This window comes from Paenibacillus tundrae (assembly GCF_036884255.1).
Taxonomy (GTDB): Bacteria; Bacillota; Bacilli; order Paenibacillales; family Paenibacillaceae; genus Paenibacillus.
Genome location: NZ_CP145605.1, coordinates 3453904 through 3469968 on the forward strand (window position 1 = coordinate 3453904; position 16065 = coordinate 3469968).

Here is a 16065-nt window from a genome sequence, read left to right on the forward strand (position 1 = left end):
GATGATGATATTAGCTTTCGTTCTGATCCAGGAACACCTGAGCCTGCTTCACCAGTTCCTCGCGAACCTTCTCAAGACCGAGATTGCGTAGCTCTTCGTTCAAGCCTGCGGCGCTTTGGCGCCAGTTGGAATCGAGTCCGCTTTTCAGAATTGGATCAAGCGTGGCCGCTTTCGGCTGAAGCTTCGCGATTTCTGTTTTGACAGACTCGGTATTAAATACAAACCCGGCTAGCGGAAGCTTGTAATACGTGTCGTCCTGCGTTTGATAGGTTATGAGTTTCATGGCATCCTCAGAGTTATCGCCACTTATGCGAGACATCGTTGGATTCCAGGTCAGTTCATATCCAGGGAATGCATAATTTTTCGTCTGTTCTGTCGATTTATACTCCGTATCGCCGGATTTTGTCCAATGCGTGCCCTCGATACCTAGTTCGAACAGATCGTGGTTCTCCTGATCCCCGAACAGCCAGTCCAGGAATTTCATAGTACGATCTGCGTTTTTGGATGTCGCCGGAATTACGAGATAGTTCCACGCTTTATATTCCGTTCCAATAGAACCTTTTTCCATATTGCGAATTTTGGAGTTATATACAAAGAACTCCAACTCTGCTTCTGGTACTGCTGTTTTCAGTTTGTCTCGCATGCTTGCAAAGCCATTAATAGTACCTTCGTTTGCAGCTGATTTGCCACTGGCGAACAATGCACCGGGATCTTTTTCGTTTAAAACGTCCTTCTGTACATACTTATTCCATTCTACCTTCGTATCGTTATTACCGTAAAAGTAATCGGAGCTGTTAAATGGGGCCGGATACTTGGCAAATTCCTCTTCCGGATCGCCAAGCGTCGAGGCTCCCAGAACCTTTTTGCCATCCTCGGACAAAATCATATTAAATGTGGTGCCGGTTCCTGCAATCGCGTAAGGTTCGGAACGAACCTGGGTCTGAGGCTCCTCATTGCCAAACATTTTAAAGAATCCGCGATCTCCCATTAAGGCAAACGGAATCATTTCAGGCTCGTTTTCCTTTACTTTGTCGAGATACGCCTTAAGATCGTCATAAGACTGGATCGGAGCCAAACCGTATTTTTCTCTCAGATCCTTGCGAATATATATAACCTCGGAGTCATAGTACATGTTTGTAATCGGAATCGCATAGAGATGTCCATTGACTTTGTTTGCATCAAGAAACTCTTGCGAAAATGCTTTTTTTAAGCCAGGATATTCATCATTATTGAAATATTTATCCAACTCTTGATAGAAGCCTTGGGAAATATTCTGGTTCAGGTTCATCCATGGCGCGTCAAACATCAGGTCTACCGCTTCACCTGCAGCCAGCTTCAGCTTGGTTTTCTGTTTATGGTCTGATGCCGGGTTAAATTCGAGATCGAGCGTAGTGTTCAACGTATCCTTACTACGATTGCCGAATTCGGTAAGTACCTTATCCATGTCTACCGGCTTGTCGCCGAAAAGCATGACCTTCAGTGTAACGGGATCAGTCGATGAAGTGTTCGCGCCTTCTGTACTGCTGGATGAAGACGAGCATGCGCTTAGCAATCCGCCCAAGAGAGCGGTAACAACAAGGGGTGCGAGAATTTTAATTATTTTTTTCATGATACAACAACCTCCCTTTATGATGTTTGATGTCTTGTATAAATGAAAGGCACATTAGCTGATTGGGTTATCCTTTTACTGCCCCTACCATCAATCCTTTGACGAAGTATTTCTGAAGAAAAGGATATAAGAAAATAATCGGCCCAATCGTCACTACTGTAGTGGCTAAGCGTGTGGTCAACGTAGGCACTACATAGTTAGGCAAGCTGACTTTGGAAGACAACTCGGATGCGAATTGTGTATTGCTCATAATTCTCATGATCAAATACTGCAGCGGCCACAGATCCTCTTTGGAGATGTACAACATCGCTTCAAACCATTTATTCCAAAAGGCCAGCGCGTAAAACAGTCCAACTGTTGCTATGGCAGGCATGGAGATAGGCAAAATAATGCGGAATAAAATGTAGATGTCATTCGCACCATCGATTTTGGCCGATTCCGCAAGCGATTCGTCAATCGATTTGAAGAAGTTACGCATCAGGAACATGTTCCATGGACTGACCAGTGCCGGAATGATTAGCACCCAGATGCTGTCTTTCATGTCCAAGTATTTGCTGATAAGCAGGTAGTTAGCAACCAGACCCCCGTGGAACAGCATGGTGAAATAGACGTAAAAGTTGATTGTGTTCCGGTACTTCAGATGACGAAGTGACAACGGATAGGCCAGCGCACAGGTGACCAGCATAGCAAGTGCCGTGCCTACAACAGTGACAAAGATCGTCACCCCGTAAGCTCTATAAATTGTGGCATCCTTAAAGATCAGTTTGTAGGCATCCAGTGAGAACTCACGCGGCCAGAGTGAATACCCGTGCTTCAGAATGCTGGATTCGGTCGAAAGTGAGCTGCTGATAACGGAAATGAACGGAAATAGACAAAAGATTGCAAATACGGTCAGCAGGACGTAAAAAGCGATTTTCACGCTGTAATCCTGCCAGCTTTCTTTGATTACCACATTACTTCACCTGCCTTTGACTTCTGTCAGATTTAGAAAAGAGCGGATTCCGGACTGAATTTCTTGGCCAGGCTATTCACCACGACAACCAATATGAATCCAACGAGGGATTGGAAGAAACCAACCGCGGCGGCCATACTCATATCCCCTAGATCCATCAGAGCGCGATATACATAGGTGTCGATCACGTCAGTTGTTGGATATAACGCCACGTTTCGCCCAATCAACGCATAGATCATGCCGAAATCGCCGTAAAAAATACCACCCATGGCCAAGAGCAACATCAGAATGATCGTAGGCTTCACTAATGGCAACGTGATATAACGGATTTTGTGCCAACGGCTCGCCCCATCAATGGAAGCGGATTCATAGATATCCGGATTGATTCCCGTAATGGTAGCTAGATATACGATGGAACCAAAGCCTGCTCCCTGCCATATTTTCATGATCACGAGAATCCAGGGCCAGTATCCCGGCTCGTTATAGAAGGAGATCGGTTCAACTCCAAACAGACCAAGCATCTGATTGATCATCCCTGTGTCAGTGGAGAGTAGTGAGACCGAGAACATCGCGATTACCGTCCAGGATAAGAAGTTTGGCAGTGTAACGAGCGTTTGCGTGACTCGCTTGAACCTTTTGCCCCCAAGCTCCGAGAACATGATAGCAATGGCTACGGAACCTAATGTTCCACACAAAATGAACATCGTGTTAAGAAACAAAGTGTTGGCGATAACCTTTAACGTATCCGTCGATTCAATAAAAAAACTGAAGTTTTTCAAGCCTACAAATTCGCTACCGGTTATCCCTTTGATCGGGTTAAAATCTTGGAATGCAATAACGATTCCGCCCATAGGTAGATAGGAGAAAATAAAAATGACAGCAATTCCGGGCAAAGCCAGCAAATAAAGCAAATAGTTTTTTTTCATTTCTGCAAGGAAACCTGTTTTTTCTCCTCGCACGAGATTTCCGGTTTGAAGAGAAACATTGCTCTTCATATGTCACAGCCTCCTATCATTTTCTCTTTCTCTATTCAAACGACTTCCTTTAAGCAATTTAAATATAGCATTGGGCTGAATAATGATAAATGCGGATTCTTTTGGTCAGTATGTATGTTTTTTTAGAGGATGTTAAGGACGTATTGTAACTACAATTTGATTCTAATCCAACTGTTAATCGCTTTAAAAGAGACACTCTACTCACACTAAGACGTTTATCTAATCAGCAATGGTACGCGTTGTCGTCCTTGGAACGGAACAAACACTTATACGTACAATAAGACAAAGAAGCCGCTAAAATAGCGACTTCAATGGAACCATGTTTTATCCCTCGACTGAGTTTGAATATCAAACTTATTCTTTAATTAAAATACTTCCGCTTTCAAAATAGCTTTTTGAATTGCTTCTGCCTTAATATGTTGTACTTGATCAGGTTTCTCACTCATACCCTCAACAAATATAGCTTCTACATCCTCAACGCCCATCAAATTCATAACAGCCTTCAGATAGCTATGACTATATTCAACATGATTAAACTTCCCGTGAGAAAGTACTGTCCCAGATGCTTGAATGTGCATTACTTTTTTTCCTTGCTGTGTACCCGTTAACCCAGCCAATCCCCGTAGTCCATTATCTGCTCGTTTAACTGTTTCCCCAATATTTATGATGATGTCTATATATGCCTTCAAAACGGATGGAAAAGAATAATTCCAAACGGGATTGACTATCACTATTTTATCTGAATCTTTGAATTGTTGAATGAGCTCATGCATTCGTATCACGTCTTTCTTTGTCTCTTCGCGTAGTTTATCAAAAGCATCACCATATGGTGGTTGCCCCCAGTGTCCTAGGATATCGGCATCGATTTGTGGAAGATCTGTATGGTACAGATCGAGATGAGAGATAACATCTTTTGGATTAAACTTTTTGTACGTTTTAATAAATTGGTTACCCACGGACAAACTGTAGGTATCCGTGTTGAGAGGATGAGCTGTTACATACAATACATTTGACATAATTCTGTACACACTCCTTTTATTATGTTTCGGTTTCGATAAATTGATCGAAAACATGTAAATTTACATTTCAACTTAACTTAAAATGCTCTTCTACGTAATTCACTTAATATCGGTAATGTAATTAATATAGTTACATTTATTTAATATGTCAATATACGGTTAAGATCACCTGGATACAATGGGCTGGTAAGTTTCCTGTGAAGCTGTGTAGAAGCAATACAGCCTGATCTCCCGCTTCCAAGGTAACTGATTTTGCCGACGCTTAAAAGAGATCTCTACTCATACTCAAAGGTTCATCAAAGCGGAAATGGAAGTAACATGACAAAGACCCTTCCACCAATGAAAGGGTCTTATATGCACGTATTTATGAGAATAACTTTGTATGAATAAAAACTTGCTACCTCTTCTTCCCTTTAACTTAGTTAAACAACTTGCGAAGTTCCTCGACTTCGAGGCGGGCAGCTGGCTGGTACGCTGGGCTCTTTACGTAACGCTGGAAGCTGTATAATAACTGTCTTCCCTCCGGCGTTGCCATTAGACTCTCCAGATTGAGCGCTCCCATCAACACTCTCCCATTCCGCACCTGGCACTCCATTAATAGTCCGAGCTTATGATTACGTTCAAAATTATCAATGGTCTGCACAATGGGTTGTAAGTCTTGATTCAGATCATCCAGAATGATGGATGAAGATTCGGAAACGATGCTCCACCATGGATAAGTGGAATACTCCTCTGTGACAAAATGTTCGAAGATCGGATGGTTCTGTTGAATCAACAATCCCATTGTCCCCACGGGAACTTCTCTTTTCATATTTTCCGATATCGAACGGAACATCGGATAAGACCAGAAATCAGTGCTGTAGAAACCTTGAATCGCGTGTTGAATCTGTTTGGGATTTGGGAAAAGTAGAATATCTTCTCCTTGCTCTAGCAGCTCAAGCGCCTGTTCCGAGAGTTCAGTAAATAGATTAAAATTGCTCAGATCCACTTCCTGTTGACTCGGGTAGATCCACAAGTCGTAAGACTTACGGATATCCGTGCCCGGAATAGACAATTTCATCTCCACTTTGGTCATATTGGAGACTTCAGGGATAGGAATACGAAGTTCCGTGATACTCACAATATTTTCTCCATGGACTGCGGGCAGATTAACTTCACCTTCCACAAGGATGATGTCTTCGATCTGATCGCTTTGAAGTACCCATTTCAATTGAAGTCCATCCAATGCTTGCCTCCGGAAGTAACTTAGTTCAATACGTGCTTCGAACAATTCTCCGGCTTGATAATTATATTTAGGGAATCTCGCCAGCAGCACAGCATCGGAACAGAACGTTCTCCACTCCTCAGGTGTAATCATGCCCTTGGAATCCATGAACGCGTCCAGCACACCTACCAGCGCTGTTCCCTGACCACTGAAATCCTGGAGATCCAGCAGTTGGAACCCGGCTAGTTGCTGCGAACGAAAAGCGGCTTCCAGTTCCTCCTTGTAACATTGAACTGCGAGTTTACCCGAGGCTCTGAAGTAGGCTGCCGCCAGATGTCCCAGTCCCTTCGCTTCCAGACGCTCCCGAAACACTTCGAAGTTCTTCGCTTTGAGAGAACCCGTATACTTGCTAATTTCATCGAAATTAGGAAATGTGGCGTACTGTCCAATTTCATGCGAGATGACCGGTACATGTGAGACAAGTTGATCGCTTCCGGCTTCGGCCTGTACTGTTTTGGAGCCTGTCCCATATTGAATCTGAATCTCTTTCCTCCCCGTTTGTGTAGAAGCGTCAGCATCGCTTCCTTGCTCAGGTGTAATGTTCGAATCATAATCTTTCAACGTGTTGGGCAAATCGGTCTGCACATGACCTAGCGGAGCATCACACATTGCATACGATCCTCTGAACAGACGCTCTTTGGAGAAACGTACTCCACAGAAAAACTCACTTTCCTCCAGAATGTCCGGCACAAACTGAAAGTTATTGGAACCTTCGGTGTATAAATGACGATGATCATATGCCTTGTAATCCTTCAGGATCGAATTCAATTTGTCCTTGCTTCCCCATAGTTCATTGCCCATGGACATCATGACAAATGAGGGATGATTACCAAAAGTCTTCAGCATCGCAAATCCCTCGCTAATCAGGTAATCCTGCTCTGCTTGATTGTGCCCTTCCGAGGATTCATCCGTAATCGTTCCCCAGAACGGGAGCTCTGGCTCCATGTAGATACCGAGCAGATCCGCTGCAATAAAAGCAGCTTCTGGAGGACAACAGGTATGGAAACGGTAGTGATTGATACCGTAGGACTTAGAGATAGAGAGAATGCGAATCCATTCATCCACATCGGTTGGCGCGTATCCCGTTAGCGGAAAGATCAGCCCATCATGTTTACCTCGAAGAAACGTTTTACGGCCATTAATGGTGAATTTGTCTCCAGCCGCTCGGAATTCTCGTAATCCCGTCCATACTTTGGTGGAGTCCAATACTTCACCGTTCTGATCTTGCAGATGAATATGTAGTTGGTACAGGTTAGGTTCATCATCACTCCATAACATGGCATCTTCGCCAATCTTGTACATCAGCTGGATCTCCTGCGAATCCGGGGTGAATATCTGTTCCTCCGTCGTAAACACCGGATCTGCACTGACCGCAACAGCTGATACCACAATTTGCACGTCTTGCAGCTCACCGACAAGTGCTGCCTTAATCTCCAAAGATCGAGTTGCCAGAACAGGGTAGACTTGGACATTATCCAGAAAAACACGCTCGAAAAATTGAAGTTCCAACTTCCCTGTAATCCCGTTCCAATTCGTCTGTGTGTCCTCGGAAGTAAGGTGACCTCCTTTGGTTGGATACTCGGTATTGTCCACTCGAATCGTAATTGTATGCGTTCCAGCGGTTAGCCCTGCCTCAATCTGGTAACGGTGAGGCGTGTTCAGACTGTTACGTGTCCCTAACTCTTCACCATCGATCCAGACTGTCGTAACTCTCGTACGTTCCAGGTGTAAGAAGCAACGTTTGTCAGCCAAGTGCTCTGGGATTTCGATCTCTCGTGAAAACCATGCATACCCCTCAAATAGATATTCATCTGTCAGTGCACCTATTAACAGATTTTCGTTTTTCTTGCCCTTGGCCGCATGAGATGTCGTATTTGGCAATGTTATAACGTCTGAAAAATTCAAACCACGTTCTATCTTATGTTCATCGAGTTGCAGTTTCCAGGTACCCTCCAGATTTAGTGCAGCTATCATGACAATATCCCCTTTTGGCTTCATTGTATTTGATACTAGTAATCGCTTACAAATCACAAAAAACGTTTTCGAATATCATACCTGTATTATAAACTCGATTGATGCTCCTAGCATAGTTTATTTCACCTGAATGGGATGGAGTAAAAGAACTTGTACTGATAAAAAAAGAAGTCGCTAAAATAGCGACTTCAATGGAACTATGTTTTGTTCCTCATACCTGGCGGAATAGTGACTTCAATTAATGGGAAAATGACAGCTCCACTTCATTCGAATTCAGTGTTCATATCCAAAAATCGTGCCAGTGCCCTTCAAGCTGATCTTCAAGCTTCTTCACTGATTGCTCATAACATGCAGATAAAAGTTCAAATCATTTTCAAGATGCTTTTTCATCAACTCTTCTGCCCTTTCACCATCTCTAGACTTAATCGCAACGTAAATTTCTTCATGCTCATCGATCAGATGAGGGCGATTATAGATCACAACTGTTTTTCTGAACAAATAAATAATAGCTTGCATCCGATCTATAATATCAATCATGAGCGGATTATTACTCGCTTTTACAATGTCATTATGGAAACTTTCGTTGGCTGACATAATCTCATCTTTTGTCCCTGTTCTCCCAATCTCCACATACTTATACAGTTCTTCAATCTCGTTGTCCTTCAGAAAATTCGCCGCGCATTTGGCAGAATACCCTTCAAGCAATATACGAACATTAAATAAATTACGTAAATCCTTTTCGGTAGGTTTAACCACTTTTTTCTGAACAATTAATCCTTCGTTCTCCAGCTTACGTATCGAATCTCTTATGGGCGTTCTGCTCACTCCAAGCTCAGCAGCGAGCTTCTCTTCAACAATCTTCGTACCGCTAGAAAGTTCACCGCTTAAAATCTTGTCTCGGAGAATTTCATAACATTGATGATACGCCGGTCGTGAACTATTATTTTCATGCACTAACTTCACCTCAGTCTCATTTCTCATATAAGTATAGTACCAAATTATGTTCATAAAATCATTCCATTAAGCGATATCCACTAATGAAAGTATACGTATTTTTATAAATTGTATACAAAATAATATTTTAATGTATACAATTTTATATTTTTAGTATACAATGAAAACGCAATCAACGATGTAAGCGGTTGCTGAGGACACGATTGATGCTGCTCTTCAAGTCTCATCAATGTTCTTCGTATTTCGCTCGCTGAACAATATCCATTTACGGGCATAGAAGCCCTCGCTTAGAAACGTATTAGGAGGAAATATCATGGCTAAAAAAGTAGGATTTATTGGACTCGGAATCATGGGGAAACCGATGGCTCTTAATCTCAGAAAAGCAGGACACGAATTAACCGTTAATGATCTGAATCAGGAAGCGGTTCAAATATTGCTAGACTCAGGTGCAACTGCAGCTTCCTCACCAAGAGAAGTCGCTGAGAACTGTGAAATTATCATTACTATGCTCCCTGCATCTCAACATGTAAAAGCTGTTGTTTTGGGTGAACAAGGTATTTTATCTGGAGCAAAAGAAGGCTCAATCATTATTGATATGAGCTCCATCACTCCTGCCGTTTCCATTGCTCTTGCAGAAGAAGCTGCAAAAAAAGGCGTTGGCTTTTTGGATGCACCCGTTAGCGGCGGAGAGCCTAAAGCCATTGATGGTACTTTAGCAATTATGGTAGGCGGCAAAGAGAGCGTATTCGAAGCTGCCAAATCCGTTTTGTTTGATTTGGGAACAGCTGTCACCTTGGTTGGAGATAGTGGATGTGGAGTTACTGCGAAGCTCGCTAACCAGATCATTGTTAACTTAAATATAGCTGCAATGTCCGAAGCGCTTGTTCTGGCAGCTAAAGCGGGGATCGATATCGAGAAAATGTATCAGGCAATTCGAGGCGGATTAGCAGGTAGTGCAGTTCTTGATGCCAAAGTTCCACTGATTCTCGAAAGAAACTTTGCTCCAGGAGGTACGATTGCGATCAATATGAAGGATATTACTAACGTAATGGATACCGCACATGAGATTGGAGTACCTCTTCCATTGTCTAGTCATCTGTTAGAAATATTCCATGCGCTGAAGGTTGATGGGAAACTAATGGATGACCACGGCGGGATCGTACAATATTATGAAAAGTTAGCGAATGTCGAAGTAAGGGGTCTTGACCATGCAAACAAATAACCGGTCTGTAGATGAAGTTTTCAGCCAAATTCCTTCTCTTGATACGAATCTTGTCAACGACATTATCGAACAAGAACTTCAACATTTTAATCCCAAAATCATCGTTTTGGATGACGATCCAACAGGTGTTCAAACCGTACATGGGATCTCAGTCTATACAGATTGGTCTATTGAAAGTATCGACAGAGGGTTTAAGGAAGATCATTCTATGTTCTTTATCCTTACTAACTCTCGTGGATTTACATCCGCTGAGACGACAAAAGCACATCAGGAAATTGCTGCTAACATCGTAGCAGCCGCCCAAATAAACAATCGGGAATTCATTGTTATCAGCCGTGGTGATTCTACACTTCGAGGCCACTACCCGCTTGAAACTGAGGTGTTAAAAGATACTATTGAAGCCAAATCAGATATACGTTTTGACGGTGAAATACTCCTTCCTTTCTTCAAAGAAGGCGGGCGCTTCACAATTGATAACATACACTACGTTCAATATGATAATGAACTTATTCCTGCAGGAGAAACAGAATTTGCTAAAGATCGCACCTTCGGCTACACCAGCTCACACTTAGGTGAATGGGCTGAAGAAAAGTCAAATGGGAAGTATCAAGCTGAACATATGACTTATATCTCACTTGAAAGTCTGCGTGCTATGAACATTGAGCTCATTGAGCAGCAGTTGTTGAATGTGGTGGATTTCAACAAAGTTATTGTGAATGCGGTTGACTATACGGATGTACAGATCTTCACTATTGCTCTAATTAAAGCCATCAACAAAGGCAAACAATTTATGTTTAGAAGTGCTGCTGCACTTACAAAGGTCATTGGAGGCGTAAGTGACAAAAGCCTGCTAACTCGTGACGAGATGATGAGTGAAGACACAGACCATGGCGGATTAGTCATCATTGGATCACATGTTCAAAAAACAACGGAACAATTCAAAGAATTGAAGAAGTCCAGTGTAATAGAATTTGTTGAATTTAACGTCCATCTTGTTTTGGAACCCGTTCAATTCAAGAACGAACTTAATAGAGTCGTTGAAACAACCAACAAACTGATTCTTCGAGGTAAAAATGTAGCTGTCTATACCAAAAGAGAGCGCTTAGATCTTGGGGAGGACAGAAAAGAAGATGAGTTAAAACTATCCGTAAAAATTTCGGACGCAGTAACGAGTATTGTCAAACGTTTAGAAGTACGACCAGCCTACATTATTGCTAAAGGTGGCATTACATCAAGCGATATTGGAACCAACGGTCTTGAAGTTAAACGAGCTACTGTTGCCGGACAGATTCGTCCTGGTATTCCAGTGTGGACAACAGGAGACGAGAGTAAGTTTCCCGGAATCTCATATGTCATCTTCCCTGGGAATGTGGGCACTAACACGGATTTAAGAGAAGTTGTTGAAATGTTGAGCAAGAAGTAATTCAACTAAGGTTAGTATGGCCAGACTGTGAGGAGTAACACTGATATATAAATAATAAAAAACCATATTAGTGCCTCCTTACTTTGCGGTTACTCTTATTATGCAAATAAAGAAATGAGGAAATTATATGCCAATTCTCTCCGTTACACTAGGGGTCATTTTACTGCTTGTATTAATGATGGCTTTTAAGTTAAACGCTTTCATATCATTGATTATTGTCTCCCTAGCCGTTGGCGTGCTGGAAGGAATGACTCCGATTCAAGCTGTCGAATCCATCGAAGCTGGTTTAGGCGGAACACTTGGTCATTTAACGATGATCATTATTTTTGGAGGAATTCTGGGTAAATTAATGACCGATTCTGGTGGTGCACAGCGTATTGCAACGACCATGATCAGTGCCTTTGGTCAAAAACGGACTCAGTTGGCAGCCGTTATTACAGCAGCTATTGTTGGAATCGCTTTATTCTTTGAAACTGGGGTAGTCGTGTTAATTCCATTGGTATTTACCATCGCAAGAGCTGCACGTGTACCCGTTCTATATCTCGGAATGCCCGTTATTGCAGCACTTATAACCATGCACGGATTCGTTCCTCCCCACCCTGGTCCTACAGCCGTTGCGAATGTGTTTGGGGCGAATATCGGATTAACGATGATCTTAGGCATACTTGTTGCAATCCCTGCATTCATCCTTGCCGGTCCTGTGTATACGAAGCTGTTTAAAAAAGAAGCATTGGAAATCGATATCCCGAAGGGTCTATTTAATCCTAAGGAATTTAAGGAAGAAGAGCTGCCTAAGTTCGGAATCAGTCTTTTCACAGCACTTCTACCTGTCATTTTGATTGCACTTCAAACTTTTGTTGAGATCTTTGCACCTGAATCAGCAATTTCATCCGTAACTGATTTCATTGGTAATGCAAATGTCGCTTTATTGATTTCAGTCTTAGTAGCTATTTTCACTTTTGGACTAAACCTAGGCAAGAAAATGCCAGAGATTATGAAATCTCTAAGTGAGTCTGTCAGCGGAATTGGAATGATTCTTTTAATTATCGCAGGTGGTGGCGCGTTCAAGCAGGTGTTGATCGATAGTCATATTGACCAATATATCTCTGACCTTATGGCAGGCTCTACTCTATCTCCTCTCATCCTAACCTGGTTGATTGCAGCCATCTTGAGAATTGCCGTTGGTTCAGCAACTGTAGCTGGTATGACAGCAGCTGGCATTGCGGCACCACTGGTTGCTGCCACGGGAGTAAGTCCAGAACTCATGGTTTTAGCCGCTGGTGCAGGAAGCGTAACGTTCTCACACGTAAACGATGCAGGATTCTGGATCTATAAGGAGTACTTTAATCTTACGATAGGCAAAACAATAAAAACCTGGTCAGTCATGGTAACGATTATTTCATTGGTTGGACTAGCTGGTGTTCTGATTCTAGATATGTTTATGTAAGAATAATAGTACAACAACCCAAGCAGGATGGACTCCTGCTTGGGTTGTTTGTCTTTATCTATAATTGGATAATTCATAACATATAAGCAGTCAATCTATATTAGTCCAAGAGGCTAAAGATCTGAATGCTCTCCACCTTGGCATCCTTGATATGAAACGACATCACATCCACATAATTGGATGGCTCGTAACGGAAGTCATCCTCCTCATCTGGGGCTCCATTACCAAGCAGTTTCCCCTCAGGGTAGGCATTTTTGAGTGTATCCAGACTATCTCCTGCTTTAATGTTACGCACTGTCGTGTACTTGGGATCTGTAATTTCGATATGGAAGATGGAGTCTTGTTTCCCCTCCGGTATACTGATTGTTTTGATCTCTAGACCAGGATACGTATAAACCTTTTCTGTAAAACCGATTAGTGTATCCATGTTTGTTCCATCATCGGCACTGTACGTATGAGATTTCAGGTTATCCGGTTTGCCCAGCATCTGTTCCATCTGATCTTCATTCGCTGTATCCGAAATCGCAATAGTGTGCTCATTATAGACAAAAGCAAGCTCCTTCAGCACCACATTGCCTTCCTTCTCGATCGAACCTTCCTTGATTGCTTCAGCACTCTGTTCTTCCGAATTTCCCGAAGCAGGTGCAGTAGAGTTGGATGCTTCTTCGCCTTTAGCCTGTTCGTCGGGCGTGTTATTTTCAGCCGAGTTCTGTGCCGCTTCTGGCGACTTGGCACTATTGGACTGGCAGCCCGCCAGTGCCATCGTTAGTAAAATACTCATCATTACAAAACCTGCAGTTTTCTTTGTTAATTTCATCATGATCCCTCCATAAATGTGTGATTTCTTCTTATGAAGTGATTATATAAAAAGCATTTGTTAGTCTGATAACAGAATTGTACCAATCTTGTAACGTACCTATTTAGTCTTGGGTTTAGATATGGGTTTATGCGCGAGGCAACACAATCGTGATAGTAGTCCCTTTGCCTAACTCGCTTTCCATGTCGATATATCCGTTAAACCGCTCTACAATCTCTTTGCAGATCGAAAGTCCAAGACCTGAACCGTTCGCTGTGCTTGCATTTTTCGCCCGGTAAAATCGTTCCTGCACTCGCTCCAGCTCATCGCCCGCGATACCTATACCTTGATCACGTATCCGAATGACCACCTCGCTTGGCGTATGCTCCATCTCCACTTCAATCTGCGAATGACTGCCTGAATATTTAATGGCATTGTCCACTAAGTTAGCGATTGCATGGGACATCAGCATTGGATTAACGTTGGCGCAGACTTTTGTCAGACCTTCATCCGCCGGGTCTCTCTCCGTCTTATTAATTATGATCTTGATTCCTTTATCGTTCGCTTTGGCTTCCATATTCAATGCGACTTGCTGAATCAGTTCGTTCATTTCCGTTTTCTCCACTTCCAGTTCTTCAGAACCAGCCTTGTCGAATCGGGATAGCAACAACAGTTCATTAATCAAGCGCGTCAGCCGATCCGATTCCTGCAACAGATGAGCATAGATTTTTTGCAGTTCCTTATTCTCGTTCTCCCCTTCTACCAAGTATTGAGAGAAGCCACGAATGGCTGCCAAGGGTGTTTTTAACTCGTGTGATACGTTGGAGACAAATTGTTTCTGATACTGAATGTAATCATGAAGCTGGCGTCCCATGGAATCCAGCCCATCTGCCAGCATACCCAGCTCATCCTTACGGTTTAGATGAATTCTCCGGAATTCCTGTCTAGAGAAATTTTGCACAGCGCCAAGCAACAGCTTAATCGGCTTAGTTGTGTTGCGGGCAATCCATAGACTGGATAACGTAATCAGTACAATAAATCCACCCGCACCCACAAATAAGATATAACGGATTTGATCCATAATCGCATAAAAGTAAGAAATATCCTCCACGAACTCATACACATAAGCGTTTTCGTAGAATTGATTCTGAATAGGCGTCGCAAAATAAAGCAGATGATCATCCGTTACGGTGTATGCATAGCTGCCGCCCAAGGCTTTCTCAATATTTTTCTCGAAAATATGCGGTTTGCCATCATTAATGATGATGCCATCTACAGCCAAGCCTATTAACTGCTTGGAGCTGTCATAGATACGCACTTCTTTACCTGAAGCTTTCAACTTCTCCAGAGCCAGTCTGACGATTTCCGTAGTCTGCGGCTCCCCTGATGATGACCTATGCTGTGCCAGCACCTCACGAAAGGACAGCTCGGACAGATCTGCCTTCTCCATCATCTGTTTTTCAATGGTGATGAAGCTGTAGTAATCGATGGCTTTATTGACCGCAAATATGATGATGCCAAAGGACAACACGGAGAAAAATAAATAATTCAGCAGTAGCCGAGTTGCGTACTTCAGGTCTCGCCACCCCCAAGCTGATAGCCAAATCCATAGATCGTCCTGACATACTTCGGTTCGTCTGCGTCATCCTCCAGCTTCTTCCGTAATCGCATGATGGTCATATCCACACTGCGACTGTCTCCCATAAAGTCATATCCCCATCCGATCTGCAGCAGCTCATCCCGGGTAAAGATTTTGTCTGGCCTTTTGAGTAACGTTTCCAGAATCTTAAACTCTTTAGCCGTTAAAGACACGGGTACACCATTTTTCAGCACCCTTCGGCTTTCCAGATCAAATGTCAGCTCTTCATGAATAATGCGTGTAGATCTCACTTCTGTTCCTTCACTTGATTCCTCCTTACTCTCGTTTCTTCTCAGAATCACCTTGATCCGAGCGAGCAATTCACGGTTGTCAAAGGGTTTGGTCATATAGTCTTCCGCGCCTAGCTCTAGTCCGAGCACCTTGTCGATGACCTCATTTTTGGCAGAGAGCATGATCACAGGAACGGCAAGTTTCCCGGTGATTTCCTTGCACAGGTCATATCCGGAGCAGTCAGGCAGCATTAGATCTAGAACCACCAGATCTGGCTGAAAAGAATCCAGCAATTGCAGTCCGGTTTTACCATCTTCTGCAGTTTGCACATCGTACTTTTCTCGCCTCAGCACAAGCTCAATTAAATCTCTAATTGCGGCTTCATCGTCAATGACAAGTATTTTCTTCAATGTACTGTACCCCCCTTCTAGCCTCTTTCCCAGTTTGAATCATCATTACCTTCATCTTAGCACAGACACTTTAAATTCCTCCACCAACTGAAAAATGAGGTCTATTCCACTGAGCCCAACATAACTTGTA

At 42.9% G+C, this 16065-nt stretch carries 12 protein-coding genes; 3 read left to right on the plus strand and 9 right to left on the minus strand.

Annotated features, from left to right (window positions below):
• Window positions 1-10: 10 nt before the first annotated feature.
• From V6W81_RS15510 to V6W81_RS15535, 6 genes are all read right to left on the minus strand, one after another.
• Window positions 11-1609 (minus strand): extracellular solute-binding protein, encoded by a 1599-nt coding sequence (locus V6W81_RS15510; RefSeq protein WP_338539619.1) that lies wholly within the window; start codon window positions 1607-1609, stop codon window positions 11-13.
• 67 nt (window positions 1610-1676) lie between these two features.
• Window positions 1677-2561: a carbohydrate ABC transporter permease gene (locus V6W81_RS15515; protein ID WP_338539620.1), complete on the minus strand. Its 885-nt coding sequence runs from the start codon at window positions 2559-2561 to the stop codon at window positions 1677-1679.
• A gap of 32 nt (window positions 2562-2593) precedes the next feature.
• Window positions 2594-3556 (minus strand): ABC transporter permease, encoded by a 963-nt coding sequence (locus tag V6W81_RS15520; protein ID WP_338539621.1) that lies wholly within the window; start codon window positions 3554-3556, stop codon window positions 2594-2596.
• A gap of 365 nt (window positions 3557-3921) precedes the next feature.
• On the minus strand, window positions 3922-4572 hold the full coding sequence (locus V6W81_RS15525) for an FMN-dependent NADH-azoreductase (protein ID WP_338539622.1): 651 nt from the start codon (window positions 4570-4572) through the stop codon (window positions 3922-3924).
• Between the two features lie 421 nt (window positions 4573-4993).
• Window positions 4994-7813 (minus strand): beta-glucuronidase, encoded by a 2820-nt coding sequence (locus V6W81_RS15530; RefSeq protein ID WP_338539623.1) that lies wholly within the window; start codon window positions 7811-7813, stop codon window positions 4994-4996.
• Between the two features lie 330 nt (window positions 7814-8143).
• The gene (locus tag V6W81_RS15535; protein ID WP_338544009.1) at window positions 8144-8794 is read right to left on the minus strand and encodes a GntR family transcriptional regulator; all 651 of its coding nucleotides are present in this window, start codon (window positions 8792-8794) and stop codon (window positions 8144-8146) included.
• A gap of 283 nt (window positions 8795-9077) precedes the next feature.
• Between V6W81_RS15535 and garR the strand changes: the two genes are divergently transcribed.
• The 3 genes from garR to V6W81_RS15550 all read left to right on the plus strand — a co-directional run bounded on the left by garR (window position 9078) and on the right by V6W81_RS15550 (window position 12859).
• Entirely contained in the window at window positions 9078-9989 is a 912-nt protein-coding gene (garR, locus tag V6W81_RS15540; RefSeq protein ID WP_338544010.1) for a 2-hydroxy-3-oxopropionate reductase, read from the plus strand.
• Window positions 9976-11412 (plus strand): four-carbon acid sugar kinase family protein, encoded by a 1437-nt coding sequence (locus V6W81_RS15545; protein ID WP_338539624.1) that lies wholly within the window; start codon window positions 9976-9978, stop codon window positions 11410-11412. The genes garR and V6W81_RS15545 overlap by 14 nt, the downstream gene beginning before the upstream one ends.
• A 127-nt stretch (window positions 11413-11539) precedes the next feature.
• A complete protein-coding gene (locus tag V6W81_RS15550) occupies window positions 11540-12859 on the plus strand; it encodes a gluconate:H+ symporter (protein WP_338539625.1) in 1320 nt (439 codons plus the stop codon).
• Between the two features lie 100 nt (window positions 12860-12959).
• On the opposite strand, the gene V6W81_RS15555 is transcribed toward V6W81_RS15550, so the two are convergent.
• The 3 genes from V6W81_RS15555 to V6W81_RS15565 form a co-directional block, all read right to left on the minus strand.
• The gene (locus V6W81_RS15555; RefSeq protein WP_338539626.1) at window positions 12960-13679 is read right to left on the minus strand and encodes a hypothetical protein; all 720 of its coding nucleotides are present in this window, start codon (window positions 13677-13679) and stop codon (window positions 12960-12962) included.
• A gap of 124 nt (window positions 13680-13803) precedes the next feature.
• Window positions 13804-15186: a sensor histidine kinase gene (locus V6W81_RS15560; protein ID WP_338539627.1), complete on the minus strand. Its 1383-nt coding sequence runs from the start codon at window positions 15184-15186 to the stop codon at window positions 13804-13806.
• Between the two features lie 41 nt (window positions 15187-15227).
• Window positions 15228-15935: a response regulator transcription factor gene (locus V6W81_RS15565; RefSeq protein WP_338539628.1), complete on the minus strand. Its 708-nt coding sequence runs from the start codon at window positions 15933-15935 to the stop codon at window positions 15228-15230.
• Window positions 15936-16065 lie beyond the last annotated feature (130 nt).